The following is a 20,398-nucleotide window of genomic DNA, read 5'->3' on the forward strand; positions in this document are numbered from 1 at the left end:
TCAGCACGACGATCGTCGTGATCATGACTGTGTTGTCATAACGGTAATAACCGTACCGGATGGCCAGGTCGCCAATTCCGCCCCCGCCGATTGTCCCTGCCATCGCTGAGTAACCGATAAGCGAAATGGTCGTTAATGTCAGTCCTTGAATGATACCCGGTTTTGCCTCTGGAAGAAGTACATCCTTAATGATCATCCATGGAGTGGCTCCTACGGCAATTGCAGCTTCAATCACGCCTCTGTCTATTTCACGTAATGCCGTTTCAACGATTCTTGCAAAAAAAGGTATTGCGGACACCGACAGGGATACAGAAGCAGCTCTCGGGCCTATCGTCGATCCAGTTAGAAGATCCGTTAAAGGAAGAAGGGCGACCAAGAGAATGATGAAAGGGATTGAACGGACAATATTGACTGCGAATCCTAGAGATCGATTCACGATACTATTTTCAAAAAATAAATTCCTTGTTGTCGTAAACAGCAATACTCCAAGCGGTAGACCGATCAACAGGGCTACTGCAAGGGAAACACCGACCATATAAATCGTTTCAAGAAAGGCTTTATTAAGATCAGGTAAAATATTGACGATGGAATCAAGCAGTGACATGTTTTAGCACCTCCACAGAACTGGAACGATTTTTTATATATTGCAATGCCGAATGAACTTGAGCGGCATCGCCTATTAACTCGATGATTAAAATGCCTAAAGGGACATCCTGGATATACTCAATTTTACCGTGTAAAATATTCCCCTTTACTGAATGGGATTGGAGAGCATCCGAAAGGATCGACTCACCAGCGGTTTGCCCTTCGAATTGAATTTTAATGATCGTACCTTTACTTTCTTCAATCAAGTGCGGAGGGAGTGCGAAATCCAGAACACTGCTAATGAATTGCTTCGTTAACTCCTGCTTAGGCTGTGAAAATATTTCATAAACGGGACCTTCTTCAATTACACGGCCATCCTGCATGACGGCGACACGGTGGCATAGTTCTTTGACCACTTCCATTTCATGTGTAATCAACACGATGGTGATGCCAAGCTTACTGCTTATCTTTTTCAATAATTGTAAAATCGCTTTTGTAGTTGTTGGATCAAGTGCTGAAGTCGCTTCATCACATAATAGAACAGTGGGGTCATTTGCTAATGCACGGGCTATGCCTACCCGTTGCTTCTGTCCACCGCTAAGCTGCGCCGGATAGACATCTTTCTTATCGCTGAGCCCTACGATTTCCAACAATTCCAATACACGTAACCTGATGGCATCCTTCGATCGATGCGCGGCCTTTAAGGCGAAAGCGACATTTTCATAAACGGTTTTTGAACTGACCAGTGAAAAGTGTTGGAATATCATTCCGATTTTTTGCCGTTGTTTACGAAGCTCTTTACTTGATAAAGAGGTTAAATCAATGCCGTCGATGATGATATTTCCACCTGTCGGACGTTCAAGCAAATTCAAGCAGCGGAGTAATGAGCTTTTTCCGGCTCCACTGTAGCCGACAATTCCATACACTTCGCCAGTTTGAATGGTTAAAGACACGTTATCCACTCCGGTAACTCGGTTTTTCTTCGAGACGTATTCCTTTCGGACTGAACGGATTTCAATCATAAGCTTTCCCCCTTAAACATTAAAAAACTGCCCCTATCATTCAGAAAGAGGCAGCGAAATTATATCTCGTCTTATCTTTCAGAATGCAATCATTCTGCAGGAAGTGGCACCGTTCCCTAAGGGCGGTTGCCGGACATCACAGGGCCTGATCCCTCCGTCACTCTTGATAAGTAAATTATTATTTTAGAATATTTCAAGTTTTTCAATATAATCTATATTATTTGTAAAATTCAACAATGTCAATCGTTTCTGTAATTTTCGGGGTGATTTTTTGTTATTAAAGTTTAGAAAGGTCCGTTAAAAAGGGCTATCTTGCTATAATCCTGCATTTATTGTCCAGGTTAATTATTCCAAAATTTCCTTGTCAAAAGGGTAAAGTGGTAATACATTTGTTATAGTTAAAGTTAAAAAAAGGAAGACGAAACTATATTTGTGTAATGATGGGGAGGCAACTGAATGTTAGAGATTAACACGATAAATGATGTGGTTTGTGTGAACGGGACTCCTGGCGGGAACAAATCGGGGATGAGTGTTTATGTCTTTTTAACGGATGGTCTATTGATAGATACTGGCGCACAGATATTATTGGAAGAGCTCATTCCATTCTATGAGTCCGCAGACTTCGACTCAGTGGCCTTGACTCACTATCATGAAGACCATACCGGGTGTGCTGCATGGATACAGGAAAATAAAAAGGTCCCGCTTTTCATTCACCCGATGTCGGTTGAGGTTTGTGCAAAGGATGCCGTATATCCTGAATATCGTAAAATTTTCTGGGGAAAGAGAGACGCCTTTAAAGCTGAGCCGGTAGGGAAGGCCATTCATTCCCGCACCCAAACATGGGAGCCGATTTTTACCCCTGGTCATGCAAAGGACCATATGGTGTATTTGAATCACAGTAATGGCATGCTCTTTTCAGGAGACCTTTTCGTAACACCAAAAACAAAACTTGTCTTACGGGAAGAGTCTGTCCCGGTCATCATCGGTTCCATTAAAAGATTACTTCAATATGACTTCGGGGAAGTGTTTTGCTGCCATGCTGGGCATGTCCCTGATGGGAAGGTCATGTTTCGGAAAAAGCTCGATTATTTGGAAAACCTACAAGGTGAAATTTTACGCTTGCATTCTCAAGGGCTGACCGTTCATGAAATCCAGCAGGCCGTTTTACCGAATCGCTATCCCCTTATCGAGATTTCTGGGCATGAATGGGATTCAGAGCATATCATTACATCGATATTAAACGAAAATATTTTAAGTGCGAGGGAGAATGGAACTATTTGAATGCTATTTCAGGCTGATGTTTTCTATTTGTCACTCAAACAACTTCCATCCAGGATGTTGTTTTACTTGATTACTTATAAAAGACGGACTTTTTATAGGGGGAATGCAGTCCAAGCGGGAGATGAACGGGATAAGTAAAAAAGGGGAGCCCTCCATAAGAGGGCCCACATAAATTATTTATTTTCATTGGGATCTGTTTCATCATAAAAATCATGTGCTTCTTCGATGTTCTGAAGGTTAGCGACTTCATACACATTTCCGCCTGCCATTCCTTCATTGATGATACGGTCGATATCCAGGTAAACGGAGTCCTTGCCATCATATTCGGTATCCTTCAAAAATGTCATTTTTTCTTTATCCAAAATTAATCCCTCCTAGCCTTTTCTTTAGTTTAGGCAAAGGAGTTTTTTTTATTCTATTTAAGGATTTCATGAATGTAAAGAGGGTTCATTCATATACATGGAAGATCATTAAATCATGTACCATGCTTTTGAGTTTGGTTTCATCTGTTTCGGAAGGCGGGTTAGCTGTCCACTCGATGGATCCATCTTTATGATACAAGGCTTGGACTGCCTTCTTGTTGAAATAAAAGGAAATTTTCCATCCCGGCAGATTTTTATGCAATGGTGCCCATTGAAAATGAGTGATCATATGTATTACCTCCATATATACAGTTTCTCATTTAATTATAATGGAAAACGGTAGCTGGAGGTGTTATTTTATTGTCAGGTTGGGAAAAGTTAATTCAATGAAAAGATTTTTTAAATGCAAAAGCCTGTTTGTTTCAATTTCCACTTCATCGAATTGCATGGGCTTTGAGTTCACTTCATATATGAAGAGCGAACCCGATTCGTCTTCCCCTATATCAATGGAAAACTCTCCGAGAAACCCGATTTTTTTCGATAGAATCTCTCCGCATTTTTGGGCGATATTCGCTAATTTTTGATTCAGGCTTCTTGATTGCAGGTCTTGATAAGGAAAAAGCTTACCCCCTCGGGGAGTGTGGGTGGTGATTTCCTGAGTTTGTGACATCCTTACCGCTTTGCCGGTCACTTTATAAAAACCTTTTTCATAATGGACGAGAATCCGGTAATCATAACGGTGTCCAAAAAGTTTTTTTGGTCTGATCGCCTGTTGAGCAAGATAGCTCCTTTTTAATAAATCCCTTTTTTTTGTTTCCCAGAATGATGCGAAATCCGGGAAGGACTCACTATGCTTCAAGCTATTGAACAATAGTGTATCATCATCATTTTTGATTATGGTATAAATGCCCTTCCCTTGGCTTCCTTTGCAGGGTTTAAGGTATATATGCCTGTAGGTCTCCAGGAATGAATAAAGGCAATCGCTGTTTCGTAAGACCGTTGTGGGCGGAAGGTGTTTTGTGAGGAATCCATCTTCATTTAATGCTTCGAACATTACATATTTATCTATAAAACAGGGGTTGAATAGATTCATTCGGGAATCTTTAAAGTGTGTAATAAGATGTTGGAATTCCTCTGACGCCTCATAGCTCCTCGAAGGGATACGGTTATAGACGATGTCAGGGAAGGGTACTTTACATTCGATCCACTTCTTTGAAATGGAGGAAAAAACATACCCTCTCAACGAATCGGGATGAAGGGCATTTCCTGTGAATACATACGCCAATATTCCATGTTTTAATAAATATAATGATAGGTCCCGAAAAAGGGTCAGGTTTCCACCCAAACCTGATTCCTTTTTGGGATTGGAAACAGTTAAAATTCCGACGGTGAGCATCCGGTTACCGGGATATATCGTGATTGGAATCAGGGGTTGATTCGAATGGTCCTTTTTATAGCTGATTTCCTCTTTGGCAGAGCCCGCGAAAAGTTCAGCATTCTCATGATTGTGGTACCAATTTTCAGTGGGGCTATCGTAAAAAATGTTCATCGCGGTACACTGATTGATTTCGTAATCGTCTGTTCCGTAAGATAAATGGCATAATCAAGGCTTAGCTTTCTGGTCAGCAATTCGAAATCCTTGAGTTTTGGATGGGCGAATATGGAACGTCCAGGTTTGGAATTGGCTTCAAACATCCAAACCTGCCCTTTTTTATCCAATCCAAAATCAAATCCTATTTCTGCAATGATGCCGTCCAAGTTCTTTTCAATACTGTCACTTAAAATCAGCGCGGCTTCCGATAGCTTTCGTTCGACTTCTTTCGCCTCATCGTCATCTCCAAACAGTTCGGCAACCGTTTTGATGACACCCCCGCTTTTAATATGGGTAGTGACGCTGCCGGCACCGGCGATTTTTGCGGCAATCGCGGTTACCTGCCATTTTCCATTACTGTCCTTGTTCGTATGGACCCGGAAATCCACTGGACGTTTTTCAAATCGAATTAATGGGATGCCCTGCTGTACAATAAGGTTCTCAAGCGGTCGGTCGTGAAAAATATGTTTAACGATGGATTCCAATGTAGGGAATTTTTGCAGTTTATTTTCTTTTGCTTCATTTGTATAGCGACAATAGTAAACATCCTCATGCTTATCATAAAGAATTTGGTGAATCCCTAGACCGAGGCTGCCGTGAATGGGCTTTATATAAACTTGCCGGTAATGGGAAAGAAGGGTTTCCACCACGGACATGGATTGAAATGGATATGTTTCCGGCAAATAAGGCAATGCCCGCTCATCTGCGCATAGCCTTTCATTTACATCCCATTTATTGAAAAATCCAGGATTATACCATGGTATTGTATATTTTTTTTGGAATTTCCGCTTCACTTCTTTAGGTCCATCGCGGTTTTCCGTCAACCGATTTGGGAGTCGGTCATAGATGACATTAGGGAAAGGAAATTCATTTATGTGCCAGTGATCGTTAGCAAACACATAGCCTTTGATTGTCTCCTCATCCCAATTGATTACATTCTCTCCAAAAACAAAGGGGATGCAGCCCGTGGTCCTGCTAAGCGAAAGGAGTTTTGCGAAAAATTCCGATCTCTCCCCTAATGGTTTGTTTGAAACGCCAGTGAACCCTGAGGAAAATATTCCGACAAGCGGTCCGATATGGATGCTCTTGCCGTAAATGAATAAATGAAGGGGAATATCGGTATGATCGAATAGTAGGGATTCCGCAAGGCTTTCCGATAGGACGATTGACTGATTGACGGCTGGGTTTTGTTTGACGATGGCAGGACATGAATGCCGTCCGAAATAAATTAATTCAATCTCTGCCAAATCTCCAAGCTCTGAAGGATAGTAGAGAACATTGCCAGGGATAGAGGCAATTTCGGCAGGATAAGTCTTTCTCACTTTCTATTCACCTGCTTTCTGAAGATGTTCGGCTAAATACTGGCTATATTGAAACGGTGCGCGATGGATATCCTTCATGGTCTCCGGCTGTAGTGCCTGAATGATTTTCCTTCCGGGCTTGGAGTTGATGTCCATGATCCATAATTGGCCTCTTTTATCGATGCCTAAATCAATCCCCAATTCGAATAATCTTTCAAAGACAGCTTCGGTTTCTACGGGCAGGGTGCGAAGGATATGCTGAATCTTTTGTTCGACAGCAATCGAAATCGTTTCCGGGTTTCTTTTGTTGAAAGTCTCTAATGAAATGGCTTCCCCGCCTGTGGCAAGATTTGAAGTAATTCCGTCTTTTTGTCCCGTACGAATTCCGCGGCCCCGTTCCATCCATTGATTCTTCTCGTTTTTTTGAAGGAAAATCCGTAAATCGAATGGCTCATTATTTTGGTTGCAAAGTTCTAAATATGGCTGGCAAAGGTAACGGTATCGATTTAATAAATGCTGCAGCCATTTGTTAAGCTGAGATTTGGAGGAGAATGGGCGGTCATATTTGGTGCCCTTTTTCGTCATGGATACCAAAATGCCGCCTTCGGTTTTTGTTAGGAGATAAATTCCTGTACCGCCTGCACCAAATTCAGGCTTGATGATGATTTTATCCAGGCGTTCCAAATGCCCGGTAATATCTTCAGGTGTCGCCACTTGTACGGTCTCTGGAAAAAATGCCTGCAGGTGTGGATGGTTTTTTAGGATTTGATACACTTCCCACTTACCAGGAAGGCCCAGCCCTAAGAAATTCGAGTTATCTTTTAACCAATTGATTTTGTGTCGGGTTTCCGTTGACTCACGGACTAATCCGTGAAAACAGCGATCATATACAAAATCAGGTAAATCAAAAGATGTGGCGATCCAATTTTCATTCTCGGCATCAAAACGCTCGCCACGCACTTTTTTAAGATCCATATCAATATTTTCAGGTGAGAATTTACAAACTTTCATATTAAATGATTTAGCGGTTTTGGCTATTTCGTTGAAGTAGTTGTTTTCATGTGTATCCGACGCGGCCATTAATCCTATTAACACGAGCTAGCAACTCCTTTTTATGGATGGTTTTCGCGATTAAGGGCAAGCATGAAATCTATGATGGATTTTACTGATGGACGAAAGGTTTCATAGCTGCCTTGAAATTTTTTCGAAGGTTTTGAATTCACTTCGATGATCCATGGATGTGTATCAGTATCCAGTGCTAAATCGATCCCTAGCTCACCGAATGAATCGTCATGGTTTTCGACCAAGGCCTGGGCAGTATTTTTAGCCAGCCGTAGGAGCTTTTGATATATGCGGCTGGCATCCTGAAGGCCAAATGCTTCCTTTAGAAAGTCCGGCCCATTTTTCATCAATCCGCCTTGTGCAAGATTGGAAACGATTGTACCAGGGTCCCCAATCCGGGCAACCATTGATGAAACTTTCCATTCAAGCTGATCGTTCCGATGAAGAAGTATGCGGAAATCAACTTTTCTCTGATCGATTTCGAAAAGGGAAATCCCTTTTTGAAGAATGAAGGATCGTCTTCTGGAAAATCTTTTTAACGTTTCATACAACTTTTCATCCGTATCAGCAAAATGTACATTCTGGAGATGTCCGGATTGCTCGATTTTCCATTTTCCAGCTACTTGCGTTAATCTGCAAATATTCTTGCCTTGGCTGCCTGCTGAAGGTTTAAAGTAGATTACCGGATGCCTTTCTATAAAAGACAAGAAAGTTTCCTTTTCGTTAAAAAGGATCGTCTCTGGCAAATTTGGCAACAGCTCATCTTCTAAGATTAGCAGCTCATGTACATGATGTTTGGAGAGGAACCTTCCATTGAACATCGGTATCGACCGTTCCTCCAGTTCAGTTTTAAACAGCTTGAAAGAATGCGATTCCTCAAGTTTACGTGAATGTATCCGGTTATAAAATACATCAGGTATGGGGAGGGGAAAGGTCTGCCAGCCATTTTGCCCAGGCAGGTAGCCTTCCACAACTCCATCTTGAAGAGACTGCAGTTTCACTAAATAAAAGGGGATGCCCTGCTGATTACAATATGATTTCATTTCCTGATAAAATTTTTCCATCTCGCCGAATGTCCCGTCTTGCAACGGGGTCTGATTCATGAGTGAAGCGAAGAATGGACCTATTTTTATTGACCTTCCTTCCGCATGGTATGAGACGGAGATTGGATCGGAAAAAACGGGTAAGGATAAAATTTGGTTCATATCATATGAAAGTTTCAATGTAGGCTGGGATGACGGGAATGGCTGGACAAGTACCGGGACGGAACGGCATCCAGCCATGATCGTTAAGGATTCTCCAAATTGAAGGCCCCATTCCTCAAATAGTTTTTCTTCGATAAACAGTAGCGCCTTCTTTCTAGTCTCTGCGGAATTTACCGTAATGAAAACTTTCTGATGGTTAAGTTTCATAATAATTCCCCGTTTGCACTAAGTTTGATAACCTTTAATAAGTAAATGATGGGCAAATGTGGATAACACATTCTATGTTTTTTTTATTAGAAGGTGTCATCAAGCCTTTATTTCAAGCAATAAAAGGAGAAATTTCAAGGGTAGTTTTGGGTGAAGATTCTATTTATGGTCTTTTTAGGTACTGTAATAGGTGCTTCACTAATTTATTAGCTATCAGAATGCTGTTCCTTATAAACCAATCTATTCTTGCGGGAAACAGCTGCCGTTGACACCCGGGGTGATTCCAAAGCGGCAGGAAGAGTTAGGCAAATTGTTAATGATGCCTCTATACAGAATATGAAAATTTTCGTGAAGGCAGAAGTAAAGAAAGCATTGTTCACGGAAAAAAGTACTGCACAATTGCTTGATCAATTGAGAATGAAGAAAGCTGGTTCGAGAATTGACGCCAATTTCCCGGAAACCATTGTCGAAAAAGGTGCCAAGTACTTATTACTCATTTTCAGCCGCTATTCCAGAAACTGCATATCGAGAGTATCGTGGAAGAACAGGTTTCTTCATTTTCGGTGTCCCGACTTAAGGAAATGGGGTGGAATCATCAGTTTATTTCAAGGTTTCGTAACTGTTTTAATAGGATGACGTGTAATTCTTAATCGGATTTGTTATAGTGGAAAAGGTGTATGAATACAATGATTACCGGGAGGGGAAATAAATGAATAACGTATATGATGCAGCGTATGAAATGGAAAAGGCGATTAGGGCAAGTAATGAATATGCCGATTTGCAACGCTTATATGATCTTGTCAATTCTGATGAAGCAACAAAAGGAATGTTTGAAAACTTCCGTAATCTGCAAATAACATTGCAGCAAAAGCAAATGATGGGACAGGAGATTGCACCGGAAGAAGTTGAGCAGGCACAAAAGACGGTACAGCTTGTCCAACAAAACCCAACCATTTCACAATTGATGGAAGCTGAACAACGGATGAGCATGGTCATTGCAGACCTCAATAAAATTATCATGAAGCCGCTTGAAGATTTATATGGCTTGCCTGAACAACAGCAATAAGCAGTTGGAGACTCCCTTCTATAATGGTTGGGGGTTTTTTTGTTCCCTGGATGCATCGGTGCAAGGGTCGTGAACCACTATATGTTCTATTCCCGAAATTTTAGTCATAAATTTGAAAGAGGATACTACAGATGGGGGAGATCAGCATGGTATATCGACTACTTGCGGTCAATATTGACGGGACATTGCTCCAGTCGAATGGCCGTTTAAATAAATCGACTAAAGAAGCAATAGATTATGTTCACCAAAAAGGTGTCCATGTTGCACTTGTGACGTCAAGAAACTATCACTCAGCAAAAAAAGTGGCCAAAGCCCTAAAAATAAATCCGATGATGGTTGCTCAGCAAGGAGCCTTTGTCGGAGCTTCCGTAGAAAAGCCGATAATGGTAAAAAGAATATCGGAAGAACTGGCTGTAGAGCTCGTGCAAATGCTGGAAAAGACCACATGCCAAATATTGCTCATTCATGAAAAATACTCGCTGGGCAATCGGGTGAACCTTCCGGACAATTTGCTAGGTAAATCGGTTATGTATTTGAATGATCAAAATATTTATGCTCAAAATTATGTGGACGATATCAGTGAGGAGCTTATTGACCAACCGATGGCCCCGACTAAGATGGACGTAATATTCTCAGAGAAAAGTGATCAAAATGATATGTTGAAATTGATGAAGAAAATGTTCCCTGAAGTCGATGTAATATTATATCCAGGACATAAAATGACAATCGTTCCGAAGGGGGTTTCTAAATGGAGTGGTGTATTGTATTTAGCCGACCATTTAGAGGTGAGAAGAACGGAAATCGTCTCGATTGGCGATGGATTGGATGATATGGAGATGATTGCCGGTTCTGGTCTGGGAGTTGCCATGGGCAATGCGGATGAGGAAGTAAGGAAAGTGGCAAAATGGGTGACGCGCTCCAATGATCAAGATGGTGTTGCCTATATGCTGAGGGAATTTTTCCGGAAACAGCATCCAATCGAATTTTTACAAAAGATGAATATGCTTAAGTGAATGGCGGGGCTCCTTCATGTAGAAGGGGCCTCATTCAGATAATGCAGCTTTCGAGGCCTGTTGCATTTCATAAATAATTATAAGCTTCTTTCCATAAACTAAAGGAAAATCAGTAATGGAAAGGAAGAATTCAATGGGTGTAATCAATGCAAAAGAAGTGCAAGTCGGTGATGAGGTATTTGTGATTTATAATAATCCCCATGTTCCCACCGTTTCGAATATAAGGGCAGCGGAAATTGTTCCGCATCCCAAAGACCCCAATGCAGTTGCCTTGTTCCTGAACGATACATTTCATACGATTGAGGATGATGATGCATTGTTCACTTCGGAAGCCGCAGCGGAAAAAGCCTACAGTGATTATATGTATAATCAGGACCAGATGACTTGAAATGGCGTTTACTTCGCGTTACTAAAAGAGAATGAACAGAAGAAAGCCCTCGCTTATAGAGCGGGGGCTCCTTTTGAGCATATTCACGAGTAAAAGCTCTGAATTCACGAGTATTTGCTCGAAACTCACGAGTAAAAGCTCGAAATTCACGAGTAAAGCTCGAAATTCACGAGTAAAAGCTCTGAATTCACGAGTATTTGCTCGAAATTCACGAGTAACGCTCAAAACTCACGAGTAAAAGCTCGAAACTCACGATTAACGCTGAATTCACGAGTATCTGCTCGAAATTCACGAGTAACGCTCATATTCACGAGTAAAAGCCCGAAATTCACGAGTTTTTGCTCCAAACTTATGTGTAAACGCACACACACTTACATGTCTGAAGCCAGTAGTGTTAAAAATGCATATTTTGCTGGTGAATTAAAAAAACTGCCACTCATTTTTTCAGGAAAACAGAGTGACAGTTATGGCTTAATCAGTTATTGGATTGTATAAAGAGTTTCATTGCATGAATTTGCCCAATATGGTTGGTTTCGTGGAGCACTACAAAATTAATAAATTCCCCCACTGTTTCCATTCCGTTGAAAGGCTGTGCTGTTTTTTCTGTTAATCGTTCTTCCGGAATTTCAAGAAGTCGATCAAGTTGCTCATGCAGCTGTTGCTTTAATAATTCAACGGTAGGTACGTCCCCGCTCCAGTTCGCTGGTTTTGAACCATATCCGAATAGTTGGCTGTAATTCGCTGGCAATTCACTGTTGGATTTCAATAAAAAATTTTCGGCTGCAGTAAGGACATGTCCAAGATGCCAATGGATTGTATTATTAAAACCTTCAGGCTGTACATCCATAAACTCTGGATTGATTCCCTCGATTTCTTTTAAAAGATTGCTGCGCATGACCGTTAGCTGATTTTTTATATAATTCATTTTACATTCCCCTTTCAATCTTGTTTTCTAAATGCTATCTCATGAAATTATAGCAAGGATAATTCAATATTATCAAATTTTAGATAAGTCTTTTCACGAAGGAAAGGAATATCGATTCTTAATTTTTTTTAGGGTTTTAATTGTCAGTTAATAATCGGAATGAATGCATTGAAGCGAGTAGCTCTGTTTGCTTTGGTCGAGTGCCAGACATATGCCCAAGGGATACTGGGTTCATGAATTCTTAAGCCAAAAGTTGGAGTTTTTTTGCTGTTAATTAATTGACAAATATTCCTATTACTCTTTTATGTGGACTAGTATAATGAAATATATTGGATAATTAATCCATAAGGGTGTGAGGAGATGACATATGATGAAAAGGAAACAGCTGCTTGTTGCACTTAGTCTATTATCAATAACGGTAGCTTCAGGTTGTACAACAAAGCAAGAACGTATTTCCGTCCAAAAATATGAAGGTAAAAACTACAAATTCGAAGCATATAAACAAAAGGTAGAAGTGGCGAAAACAGAAAAAACAAAAGAAATAATAAAGAATGCTGATTGGGAAGAATTCGCATTGGAGAAGGATCATCCTAAGGCGGACTTCATCTTTTATTTTAATGATGAAAAAAGCGAAGGTAAAATGGCTGTATATTATGTTTGGATTAATACTGATGAAAATATTGTAGAATTGACCAAGGATGAACATAGCCAGTATGCACAGTTAAATAGACAGGATTCTGAAACTATATTAAGACTTCTGCATTAATGAAAAGGGGGGATAGGCAAGACCTGCACTTTCTAAAAACCTCCAGACAAGCATTTTTTCATTGTATTTAGAATTCACATGTGACCGAGTGGGCAGTTATTTATGGGGTAATCTTTTGGAGGGGCTTATGAGGAAAATTACTTTATCTAATGGAAAAATGGTGGAAGTTGAATGTTTAAGCTGTGCTTTGACAAGTGGGGAAGTAGAAGCAGAGGGTGGAGTAATAGTCGAATCTGAATATTTTCATGCTCACCAAGACGTTGCATACCCCATTGAAGGTTTAGTGATATTAGCATCTAAACGCCATATTAAGTGCTTTGATGAATTAAATGAACCAGAAAAGGCCGATTACATAAACTTATTAACCAAGATTAGAAAAGCTCAAAGGGAAGTATTAGGGATAGAAAATGTTTATTATTTTTACAATGAGGATACTACCCACCATTTTCATACTTGGATGGTTCCTCGATATGAATGGATGTACCAGTTTGGGCGTTCAGTGGAATCAGTTAGGCCGGTTTTGCTGCATGCAAGAAACAGCCTGAATGATGTTGAAAATTTAAAAACTGTAATGGATGGAATCGAGGCATTAAAAAAAGAACTGAACCCTTCATCTCTTTGATAACACCTTGTTTAAAAAAGGCGAAAGAACCCGGTTTCCATACAAGTCCGGGTTCTTTCATTCTGCTCAGGCTGAATAAGTCTTCTTATTCGTTGTCCTCAATAGTGGCATTGTGCAACAACGGAAAGAGCCACCGGACTTGATGATTTCGCTTATATCGATTTCAATGACTTCGTATCCGCGTTCACGAAGCTGACTATTTACCTGTTTATTACAAGGTAGACTGAATAACCTTTTATTGCCAATAGAAAGCACGTTGGTTCCTAATGTGAATTGTTCTTCTTTAGTCACTTCTATCATGTCATAACGTGAAGCTAATAAATCCATCTCTTTTTTTGTAAAGGACTCTGGAAAAATAAGCGCTTCAGTCGGTGATATGATATTGAAAACACAATCTAAATGAAGGAATGTTTCAATGAAAGGAACCGCGATGACATCGTATTCCGGTAATAGGGTTTGAAGATGCTTGACGGATGTTTCATCCGTTCTTTCACTGATTCCAATATAGATGGTCTTTCCGTCAATAATGACATCCCCGCCCTCAATATAATTTTTGAGGAGATTGAAATATGAGATACCATTCGTTTCGAGCCAGGATTTCAATATTTGTTCTTCACCCTGCCTTATACCTGTTGCCAATTCAGCAACGTATACGGTATTGCCAAGAGTAAAACCGATATCCCTCGTGAATACTTGTTCTGGATATGTAAATTGTGGCGGGAGTTTTATGACCTCAATCCCTTCATGTTCAAGAGCCTTAATAAATTGGGCGTGCTGCTTCATGGCAAGTGCCTGATCGATATTTTCTTCTTGAAACTCTTTTTGAGTTTCGTTAATGATCTCGCGGATTTCCATATAACGTGGTTCACAGACGATCACCCGTGATAGCTTTGAATATTCACTCGCACAATAAGCTTCCAGTTCTTCGTTTATTTTGTTCACCATAAATGAGCTCCCTCTAAATAGAATTGTATCTTTACTATTTCCTCTTTTTTCTAGAAAGAAACATAAAATTATATCATCGAACTGCACGCTAAATTTGGATGGGTTAAAACTAACTTCTCTGACCGCCCCTAATAAATGATTCCGGTATAAACGGGTTAGAGCCTTTCAATTCGAAGGAAGTTCTGTTTAAAAAATACATTCCAGTTGTTTTCGGAAATCCGCTCCCTTTCACGAAATCGTCAAACTGATTTAAAAATTTCATCTAGATAAAGCCGGATTCAAAATAATCGTAAACGGCACCTAGGGAAAAAGGATTATTTTTGTTCTGGTCGAATATATAATGAGCATGCTTTTAATATAAGGGGGAGATTGTAATGATGGATACTCCATTGATCATGACTCAAATCATTGAGAGAGCTGAAAAATATTTTCCGAAGAAAGAGGTAGTTTCGCGTACGGATGGTGGAATTCACACATTTACTTACGCTGAGATTACTGAGCGTACAAGAAGGCTGACCAGTAGTCTTGAAAAATTCGGTATTCAAACGGGTGACCGTATTGGAACACTTGCCTGGAACCATCATCGGCATTTAGAAGCTTATTTTGCGATTCCTTGTCATGGTGCTGTCCTACATACAATCAATATGCGTCTGTCTCCTCAACATGTATCTTATATCGTCAATAGTGCGGAGGATCGATTATTATTGATAGACCCGGATGTCATCCCCCTTTTGGAAGCAATTAAAGATGAGTTAACCTCAGTGGAAGGTTATATCATAATGACGGATAAAGATGAGCTGCCTGAAACGACCCTTTCACCTATTTATCATTATGAAAAATTATTAGCAGAAGGGAATCCGAAACAGCCATTCATTCAAACCTTGGATGAAAATGCACCTGCCGGAATATGTTATACTTCCGCCACGACCGGGAATCCAAAAGGTGTGGTTTATTCACATCGCGGAATTTTGTTGCATGCGATTGCACTGGGGCTTGCCGATTCTACAGCATTAAGCGAACGTGATGTGGCACTTCCTGTCGTGCCCATGTTTCATGTGAATGCATGGGGCATGCCTTTTGCCAGTGTTTGGTTTGGAACAAAGATGGTTTTGCCGGGACCTTATTTCACCCCAAAGATTTTGGCTGAGCTTATAGAAACAGAGAAGGTTACAATCGCAGCAGGGGTTCCGACGATATGGCTGGGCTTATTGAAGGAGCTAGAAGAAGGCAGCCATGATACGAGCAGCATTCGTGCTGTTTTATGCGGAGGGTCGGCTGCTCCGAAAAGCATGATTAAAACCTTTGAACAAAAGTATGGGATACCATTCCTGCATGCTTATGGAATGACTGAAACAAGCCCGCTCGTATTTGTATCCAAACCAAAAAGCTATCAGGTAGATCTCCCTGAAGAAGAACTTTATGAGTTGAAGGCCAAGCAGGGCCTTGTTTCACCAATGATAGAAATTAAAGTGATCGGTCAGGGTGGCGAAGTGAAACCTGATGGAAAAGAAATGGGCGAATTGCTGATCAGGGGCCCTTGGATAGCGAATGAGTATTTTAAGGATGAGCGGTCAGAGGATACGTTTAAAGATGGCTGGCTGTATACGGGGGATGTTGTCACGATTGATGAAGAAGGATTCGTGAAAATCGTCGACCGGACCAAGGACTTGATAAAAAGCGGCGGTGAGTGGATTTCTTCCGTAGATATAGAGAATGCATTAATGGCCCATGATGCAATCTTTGAGGCGGCGGTGATTGCAGTGCCTCACGAAAAATGGCAGGAACGGCCGATTGCCTGTGTTGTTTTGAAGGACGCATACAAGGGGCAAGTGTCCCAGGAGGACATCATTGAATTTTTAATGCCGCAGTTTGCAAAATGGTGGCTTCCCGATGAAGTGGTCTTTTTGGATGAAATCCCTAAAACGGGTGTTGGGAAGTTCTTGAAAAGGGCATTGCGTGATCAGCTTCAGGATAAATATATCAATAAATAATACTATATTTGTTTAATTATGACTTTTCTGCCTATTCCGTTAATGGTAGAAGAATATATAATAGAGTAATAGAACGAAAGAGGAGGAAATAAATTGAATATTGAATCGACATCACCTGCTGGTACTGTTTTAATAACATATTCGGACAGGACGGCTACTGTTGCAATGAACCGTCCAGAGGCCATGAATGCCTTAAATCCGAAAATGCTGTATGATTTCATAAATGCCCTTAAGGAAGTAAGTGAGAATGAAGAAGTGGACGTCGTCATTATAAAAGGGAATGGCAAAGCATTTTCCGCAGGTGGTGACATTAAGATGATGCTCTCGCCTGGAAAAGAAAACGCTTTCGATGAACTGATGGATGGAATCAGTGAATTGGTGACCACTCTATACTTCATGCCTAAATTGACTATCAGTGCCATTCATGGTGCAGCTGCAGGACTTGGGTTGAGTATAGCGCTTGCAACCGATCACCTTATTGCCGATTCGGGCAGTAAGGTTGCGATGAATTTTATCGGAATTGGATTAATCCCTGATGGCGGCGGACACTTTTTCCTTGAACGCCGTCTTGGTGAAGTGGGTGCGAAAGAATTGATCTGGGAAGGTAAAGTGCTTACAGCTCTTGAAGCAAAAGAAAAGGGCATCATTCATGAAGTGGCAGAAGGAACCTTGGAACATGCGGTAGAGAAGAAAGTGCAATCCTGGCTGCAAAGCCCGGTTCAGGCCATGGTTAAAACGAAAAAAATCCTTAGTGAAAAAAATCGCCCACTATTAATCAAGATCCTTGAGATTGAAAAAGCTGCTCAGATGAAAATGCGCCAAACGGCGGACCACCAAGAGGGAATAAAGGCTTTCGTGGAAAAAAGAAAACCGAACTTCATCGGAAAATGAATGGGAAAGGCCGTCACTTTCTAGTGACGGCCTCTGTTTGTAGACAAAAGGGATTCATCAACGATGTTCCTGAATCAACTGAGCCAAAGTAAAACCTTCAACTCCTCGAGTATGGTTTCTATCTAAAGTTTATAATAAAGTTGATTGGAGCGAGTGCCTGGAACAGAAAATGGTATAAGCTATAAAAAAAACGTAGGCAAACTTGAGTTTCATTGAGTTGATCTACAGTCTGGGTGGCGGCCATGATATGTGATCGCCTTTTTTTTATAAGGATTGTGTGGAAAACTTGATCATATTTTTCAGTGATTGCGCTTCCATTTCCAATCAGCGATGAAAAAGCAATAAAGCGCCTGAAGGTGATGTACAGCGATGTGTTCGATCTTGATAGTTTTTTTCCTTTAATAGATTTTGTCCCAATTCTTTTGCTTGTTCATCGTTTTCTGCTGTAAATGGTTCATCCAATAGTTTTTCCCCTGACGGTTCAAAAACGGTCAATTTGTATATTCTGCTCATTTTCAAAAACTCCCTTATCAATAATGATGCTGTCTTTTATCTAAAGATAGGTACTGTTATAAAAATTTTATCATTATCTGTCAACTTTGACTATTGTTATGTAAGGGAATGTAATAAGACAGGGAATATTGATAAGTAGCTGAATATCTAGAAAAATGATGGTAAATAACTAAATCGAACTAATTTCATGGTTTCTTCCTTTACCTTTGGAAACAATGAAAACAAAACCTATTTATACGAGAGGAATTCTCTCCTTAAAATGAAAAATCATAAATGATATAATAAACCTGAGTAAAAGGTAGGAAGTGTATGGATCGAAGGGGGATTTTTTGAATGACGGTAAAAATCGTTAATAATATTACTGAATTGATAGGAGATACACCTGTTGTAAGGATTAATCATTTAACAGCGGAGGGTGACGCTGAAGTATTTGTGAAACTTGAATATTTCAATCCGAGCCGCAGCGTAAAAGATCGGGCTGCCTTTAACTTGATTAGGCAGGCTGAATTGGATGGTATCATTCAATCCGGGGCCACGATCATAGAACCAACATCAGGAAATACAGGAATTGGGCTTGCAATGAATGCCGCTGCAAAGGGGTATCGGGCCATTATGGTCATGCCGGATAATATGTCGAAAGAAAGAATCAATATCTTAAAGGCATACGGAGCGGAAGTTGTCCTAACCCCAGCATCAGAGCGGATGCCTGGAGCCATTCGTAAAGCTGAGGAACTTGCCGCAGAGATTCCGAATAGTTTTATTCCGCAGCAATTCGAAAACCAAGCCAATCCTGATATTCACAGAGTGACGACAGCAGTCGAGATTCTGGATCAGATGGATGGAAACCTGGATGTGTTTGTCGCTACTGCTGGAACGGGAGGGACGATAACCGGTACAGGTGAAGCCTTAAAAGAACATCTGCCGGAGTTAAAGGTTGTCGTTGTCGAGCCTAAGGGTTCCCCAGTTCTTTCCGGCGGAAAGCCTGGTCCTCATAAATTAGTGGGTACGAGCCCTGGTTTTATCCCCAACATTTTAAATACAGAGGTATTTGATGAAATCGTTCAAGCGGCAGATGAAGATGCGATTTCCACCATGAAGGATTTGGCTTCGAAGGAAGGTATATTGATTGGACCTTCAGGAGGTGCTTCTGTCTGGACTGCCCTGCAGGAAGCCCGTCGCCTTGGAAGTGGCAAACGAGTATTATGCATTGCACCGGATAATGGTGAACGATATTTAAGTATGGATATTTTTAAATGAAGAAAAAGACCGAATGCCATGCATGAAACAATGTTCACGCCATTCGGTCTTTTTCCTGTTGAAATTGCCCATACTGGAATAACCAGGTACCATGATGCCGTATTAAAATAATAATAAATGGGAAAGTATGTTCTGTTTATGTTAGAATTAAATGTTGAAAGAAATCGAGGTGATACTTTTGAACGGTTTGAAGTTCATTCATGCGGCGGATCTCCATTTGGATAGCCCCTTTTCAGGGTTGAAGGATATGCCGTCAGCTATATTAAAGGAATTAAGGGACAGTCCGTTTAAAGCTTTTAAAACGATCATTAATGAAGCAATTTCACATCAGGTTGACTTTATCGTGTTATCGGGGGATCTATTTGATGGGGAAAATCGGAGTCTCCGGACACAGGTCCGCTTTCGAGAAGAATTGGAAAAACTCCAGCAGCATCAGATCCCTGCTTATATCATTCATGGTAACCATGATCATCTTGGCGGCTCATGGATTAATGTGGGGCTGCCGGATAATGTCCACGTATTTTCAGGGAAAACCGAAGTGAAACGGTTTGAAAAAATCGATGGGACGACTGTCCACCTTTATGGATTCAGTTATCCACGCCGTCACGTAAGGGAGAGAATGATCGAAACCTACATAAAAGCTGAAGGGGCCGATTATCATATAGGTCTGCTTCATGGGAATTTGGAAGGCAATTCCGAACATAGCCCATACGCCCCTTTTTCATTGAAGGAACTAGCTGCTAAAGATTTCGATTATTGGGCATTAGGCCATATTCATAAACATCAGGTAGTATCAGAAGATCCGCTAGTGATATACCCAGGAAATATTCAAGGCAGGAACAGAAAGGAGTCCGGCATTAAAGGGTGCTTGCTGGTCGAAGTCGACGGGAACATGAAGCGTCACTCTTTTATTGAAACCTCTGAGGTGATATGGGAAAGCGAAACAATTGAAATATCCGCGGAAGGTGGATTTGATGCCCTGTTCAAGCAATGCAAGGAAGTAATTGAACAGAAGCGTTTCGATGGGAGAAACTTTCTTTTGGAATTGAAGCTGGATGCAGGGGGCGCAGCAGGCCCTTCCGGGGATTATCTTGAAGAATTGACCCGGATCTTGCAGGAAGAGGACCAAGGGGAACCATTTATCTGGGTGTATAAAATCAAAGTCAGCCAGTCCATGCCGATGATTAGGTCAAATGACAGAATATTGCCCTTTATGTCTGAGGTATCGATGCTTGCATCTGAATTTGATGAAACGGATGCTGCTCTGGCCCCGCTTTATATTCATCCGGGTGCAAGACGGTTTCTTGATTCAATAGGGCCGGAAGAGCAGAGGGAACTTTTGGATGAAGCGGAAAGATGGCTTTTGCAAGTTTTTGAAGCGAATCAATGAATGTAGGAAGGAGGA

Annotated in this window: 22 protein-coding genes and 1 riboswitch; of the genes, 11 read left to right on the forward strand and 11 right to left on the reverse strand. The window is 40.9% G+C overall.

Going from position 1 to position 20,398, the window contains the following annotated elements; translation table 11 throughout:
- Positions 1 to 604, reverse strand: a 604-nt coding sequence (locus tag ACFVSH_RS10580; protein ID WP_387705878.1) for a methionine ABC transporter permease, incomplete at its 3' end; no start/stop codon positions are given.
- The gene (locus ACFVSH_RS10585) at positions 591 to 1,607 is read right to left on the reverse strand and encodes a methionine ABC transporter ATP-binding protein (protein ID WP_387596491.1); all 1,017 of its coding nucleotides are present in this window, start codon (positions 1,605 to 1,607) and stop codon (positions 591 to 593) included. The genes ACFVSH_RS10585 and ACFVSH_RS10580, both read right to left, overlap by 14 nt.
- Before the next feature lie 68 nt (positions 1,608 to 1,675).
- A riboswitch (SAM riboswitch) is annotated at positions 1,676 to 1,780 on the reverse strand.
- A gap of 283 nt (positions 1,781 to 2,063) precedes the next feature.
- On the opposite strand from ACFVSH_RS10585, the gene ACFVSH_RS10590 reads away from it, so the two are divergent.
- Positions 2,064 to 2,888 (forward strand): MBL fold metallo-hydrolase, encoded by an 825-nt coding sequence (locus ACFVSH_RS10590; protein ID WP_387596487.1) that lies wholly within the window; start codon positions 2,064 to 2,066, stop codon positions 2,886 to 2,888.
- A 173-nt stretch (positions 2,889 to 3,061) separates the two neighbouring features.
- Here ACFVSH_RS10590 and ACFVSH_RS10595 read toward each other — a convergent pair whose 3' ends face one another.
- The 6 genes from ACFVSH_RS10595 to ACFVSH_RS10620 form a co-directional block, all read right to left on the reverse strand.
- Entirely contained in the window at positions 3,062 to 3,250 is a 189-nt protein-coding gene (locus tag ACFVSH_RS10595; RefSeq protein ID WP_076367325.1) for a hypothetical protein, read from the reverse strand.
- A gap of 85 nt (positions 3,251 to 3,335) precedes the next feature.
- The gene (locus tag ACFVSH_RS10600) at positions 3,336 to 3,539 is read right to left on the reverse strand and encodes a YheE family protein (protein WP_387596483.1); all 204 of its coding nucleotides are present in this window, start codon (positions 3,537 to 3,539) and stop codon (positions 3,336 to 3,338) included.
- 63 nt (positions 3,540 to 3,602) lie between these two features.
- On the reverse strand, positions 3,603 to 4,799 hold the full coding sequence (locus tag ACFVSH_RS10605; protein ID WP_387596480.1) for a YheC/YheD family endospore coat-associated protein: 1,197 nt from the start codon (positions 4,797 to 4,799) through the stop codon (positions 3,603 to 3,605).
- Positions 4,796 to 6,163, reverse strand: coding sequence for a YheC/YheD family endospore coat-associated protein (locus tag ACFVSH_RS10610; protein ID WP_387596477.1), 1,368 nt, complete (start codon positions 6,161 to 6,163; stop codon positions 4,796 to 4,798). Before ACFVSH_RS10610 ends, ACFVSH_RS10605 begins: the two co-directional genes overlap by 4 nt.
- 3 nt (positions 6,164 to 6,166) lie before the next feature.
- Complete coding sequence (locus tag ACFVSH_RS10615; RefSeq protein WP_387705880.1) at positions 6,167 to 7,237, reverse strand: YheC/YheD family endospore coat-associated protein; 1,071 nt, start codon at positions 7,235 to 7,237, stop codon at positions 6,167 to 6,169.
- 17 nt (positions 7,238 to 7,254) lie between these two features.
- Entirely contained in the window at positions 7,255 to 8,616 is a 1,362-nt protein-coding gene (locus ACFVSH_RS10620; protein WP_387596472.1) for a YheC/YheD family endospore coat-associated protein, read from the reverse strand.
- Positions 8,617 to 8,964: 348 nt separating this feature from the next.
- Here ACFVSH_RS10620 and ACFVSH_RS10625 point away from each other — a divergent pair, with 348 nt between their 5' ends.
- From ACFVSH_RS10625 to ACFVSH_RS10640, 4 genes are all read left to right on the forward strand, one after another.
- Positions 8,965 to 9,252 (forward strand): hypothetical protein, encoded by a 288-nt coding sequence (locus ACFVSH_RS10625; RefSeq protein ID WP_387705882.1) that lies wholly within the window; start codon positions 8,965 to 8,967, stop codon positions 9,250 to 9,252.
- A 73-nt stretch (positions 9,253 to 9,325) separates the two neighbouring features.
- Positions 9,326 to 9,682 (forward strand): YlbF/YmcA family competence regulator, encoded by a 357-nt coding sequence (locus ACFVSH_RS10630; protein WP_192203620.1) that lies wholly within the window; start codon positions 9,326 to 9,328, stop codon positions 9,680 to 9,682.
- 146 nt (positions 9,683 to 9,828) lie between these two features.
- Positions 9,829 to 10,695, forward strand: a complete 867-nt coding sequence (locus ACFVSH_RS10635; protein ID WP_387596469.1) for a Cof-type HAD-IIB family hydrolase — start codon at positions 9,829 to 9,831, stop codon at positions 10,693 to 10,695.
- A gap of 115 nt (positions 10,696 to 10,810) precedes the next feature.
- Positions 10,811 to 11,083, forward strand: coding sequence for a transcriptional regulator SplA domain-containing protein (locus ACFVSH_RS10640; protein WP_228467335.1), 273 nt, complete (start codon positions 10,811 to 10,813; stop codon positions 11,081 to 11,083).
- Between the two features lie 475 nt (positions 11,084 to 11,558).
- Here ACFVSH_RS10640 and ACFVSH_RS10645 read toward each other — a convergent pair whose 3' ends face one another.
- Complete coding sequence (locus ACFVSH_RS10645) at positions 11,559 to 12,008, reverse strand: DinB family protein (protein WP_260284543.1); 450 nt, start codon at positions 12,006 to 12,008, stop codon at positions 11,559 to 11,561.
- A 367-nt stretch (positions 12,009 to 12,375) separates the two neighbouring features.
- Here ACFVSH_RS10645 and ACFVSH_RS10650 point away from each other — a divergent pair, with 367 nt between their 5' ends.
- Both ACFVSH_RS10650 and ACFVSH_RS10655 read left to right on the forward strand, forming a co-directional pair.
- Complete coding sequence (locus ACFVSH_RS10650; protein ID WP_387596465.1) at positions 12,376 to 12,774, forward strand: hypothetical protein; 399 nt, start codon at positions 12,376 to 12,378, stop codon at positions 12,772 to 12,774.
- Between the two features lie 127 nt (positions 12,775 to 12,901).
- Positions 12,902 to 13,396 (forward strand): HIT family protein, encoded by a 495-nt coding sequence (locus ACFVSH_RS10655; RefSeq protein WP_387596462.1) that lies wholly within the window; start codon positions 12,902 to 12,904, stop codon positions 13,394 to 13,396.
- 66 nt (positions 13,397 to 13,462) lie between these two features.
- On the opposite strand, the gene ACFVSH_RS10660 is transcribed toward ACFVSH_RS10655, so the two are convergent.
- Entirely contained in the window at positions 13,463 to 14,341 is an 879-nt protein-coding gene (locus tag ACFVSH_RS10660) for a dimethylarginine dimethylaminohydrolase family protein (RefSeq protein WP_387705884.1), read from the reverse strand.
- Positions 14,342 to 14,715: 374 nt separating this feature from the next.
- Between ACFVSH_RS10660 and ACFVSH_RS10665 the strand changes: the two genes are divergently transcribed.
- Together ACFVSH_RS10665 and ACFVSH_RS10670 are read left to right on the forward strand one after the other, a co-directional pair.
- On the forward strand, positions 14,716 to 16,332 hold the full coding sequence (locus tag ACFVSH_RS10665) for a long-chain fatty acid--CoA ligase (RefSeq protein WP_387705886.1): 1,617 nt from the start codon (positions 14,716 to 14,718) through the stop codon (positions 16,330 to 16,332).
- 93 nt (positions 16,333 to 16,425) lie between these two features.
- The gene (locus ACFVSH_RS10670) at positions 16,426 to 17,223 is read left to right on the forward strand and encodes an enoyl-CoA hydratase (RefSeq protein WP_387705888.1); all 798 of its coding nucleotides are present in this window, start codon (positions 16,426 to 16,428) and stop codon (positions 17,221 to 17,223) included.
- Positions 17,224 to 17,547: 324 nt separating this feature from the next.
- Here ACFVSH_RS10670 and ACFVSH_RS10675 read toward each other — a convergent pair whose 3' ends face one another.
- Positions 17,548 to 17,736, reverse strand: a complete 189-nt coding sequence (locus tag ACFVSH_RS10675; RefSeq protein WP_192203628.1) for a YhzD family protein — start codon at positions 17,734 to 17,736, stop codon at positions 17,548 to 17,550.
- A 333-nt stretch (positions 17,737 to 18,069) separates the two neighbouring features.
- Between ACFVSH_RS10675 and cysK the strand changes: the two genes are divergently transcribed.
- Together cysK and ACFVSH_RS10685 are read left to right on the forward strand one after the other, a co-directional pair.
- On the forward strand, positions 18,070 to 18,993 hold the full coding sequence (cysK, locus tag ACFVSH_RS10680) for a cysteine synthase A (RefSeq protein ID WP_089364653.1): 924 nt from the start codon (positions 18,070 to 18,072) through the stop codon (positions 18,991 to 18,993).
- Between the two features lie 178 nt (positions 18,994 to 19,171).
- Entirely contained in the window at positions 19,172 to 20,383 is a 1,212-nt protein-coding gene (locus tag ACFVSH_RS10685) for a metallophosphoesterase family protein (RefSeq protein ID WP_387705891.1), read from the forward strand.
- The last annotated feature ends 15 nt before the right edge of the window (positions 20,384 to 20,398 follow it).

This window comes from Peribacillus sp. NPDC058002, from assembly GCF_042886655.1.
Taxonomy (GTDB): domain Bacteria; phylum Bacillota; class Bacilli; order Bacillales; family DSM-1321; genus Peribacillus; species Peribacillus aracenensis.

Coding starts and splice junctions, on each gene's coding strand:
- ACFVSH_RS10600 (WP_387596483.1), bottom strand. CDS start 3,539: ATGATCACTCATTTTCAATGGGCACCATTGCATAAAAATCTGCCGGGA.
- ACFVSH_RS10630 (WP_192203620.1), top strand. CDS start 9,326: ATGAATAACGTATATGATGCAGCGTATGAAATGGAAAAGGCGATTAGG.
- ACFVSH_RS10650 (WP_387596465.1), top strand. CDS start 12,376: ATGATGAAAAGGAAACAGCTGCTTGTTGCACTTAGTCTATTATCAATA.
- cysK (WP_089364653.1), top strand. CDS start 18,070: ATGACGGTAAAAATCGTTAATAATATTACTGAATTGATAGGAGATACA.
- ACFVSH_RS10620 (WP_387596472.1), bottom strand. CDS start 8,616: ATGAAACTTAACCATCAGAAAGTTTTCATTACGGTAAATTCCGCAGAG.
- ACFVSH_RS10590 (WP_387596487.1), top strand. CDS start 2,064: ATGTTAGAGATTAACACGATAAATGATGTGGTTTGTGTGAACGGGACT.
- ACFVSH_RS10640 (WP_228467335.1), top strand. CDS start 10,811: ATGGAAAGGAAGAATTCAATGGGTGTAATCAATGCAAAAGAAGTGCAA.
- ACFVSH_RS10665 (WP_387705886.1), top strand. CDS start 14,716: ATGATGGATACTCCATTGATCATGACTCAAATCATTGAGAGAGCTGAA.
- ACFVSH_RS10605 (WP_387596480.1), bottom strand. CDS start 4,799: ATGAACATTTTTTACGATAGCCCCACTGAAAATTGGTACCACAATCAT.
- ACFVSH_RS10675 (WP_192203628.1), bottom strand. CDS start 17,736: ATGAGCAGAATATACAAATTGACCGTTTTTGAACCGTCAGGGGAAAAA.
- ACFVSH_RS10635 (WP_387596469.1), top strand. CDS start 9,829: ATGGTATATCGACTACTTGCGGTCAATATTGACGGGACATTGCTCCAG.
- ACFVSH_RS10645 (WP_260284543.1), bottom strand. CDS start 12,008: ATGAATTATATAAAAAATCAGCTAACGGTCATGCGCAGCAATCTTTTA.
- ACFVSH_RS10585 (WP_387596491.1), bottom strand. CDS start 1,607: ATGATTGAAATCCGTTCAGTCCGAAAGGAATACGTCTCGAAGAAAAAC.
- ACFVSH_RS10660 (WP_387705884.1), bottom strand. CDS start 14,341: ATGGTGAACAAAATAAACGAAGAACTGGAAGCTTATTGTGCGAGTGAA.
- ACFVSH_RS10655 (WP_387596462.1), top strand. CDS start 12,902: ATGAGGAAAATTACTTTATCTAATGGAAAAATGGTGGAAGTTGAATGT.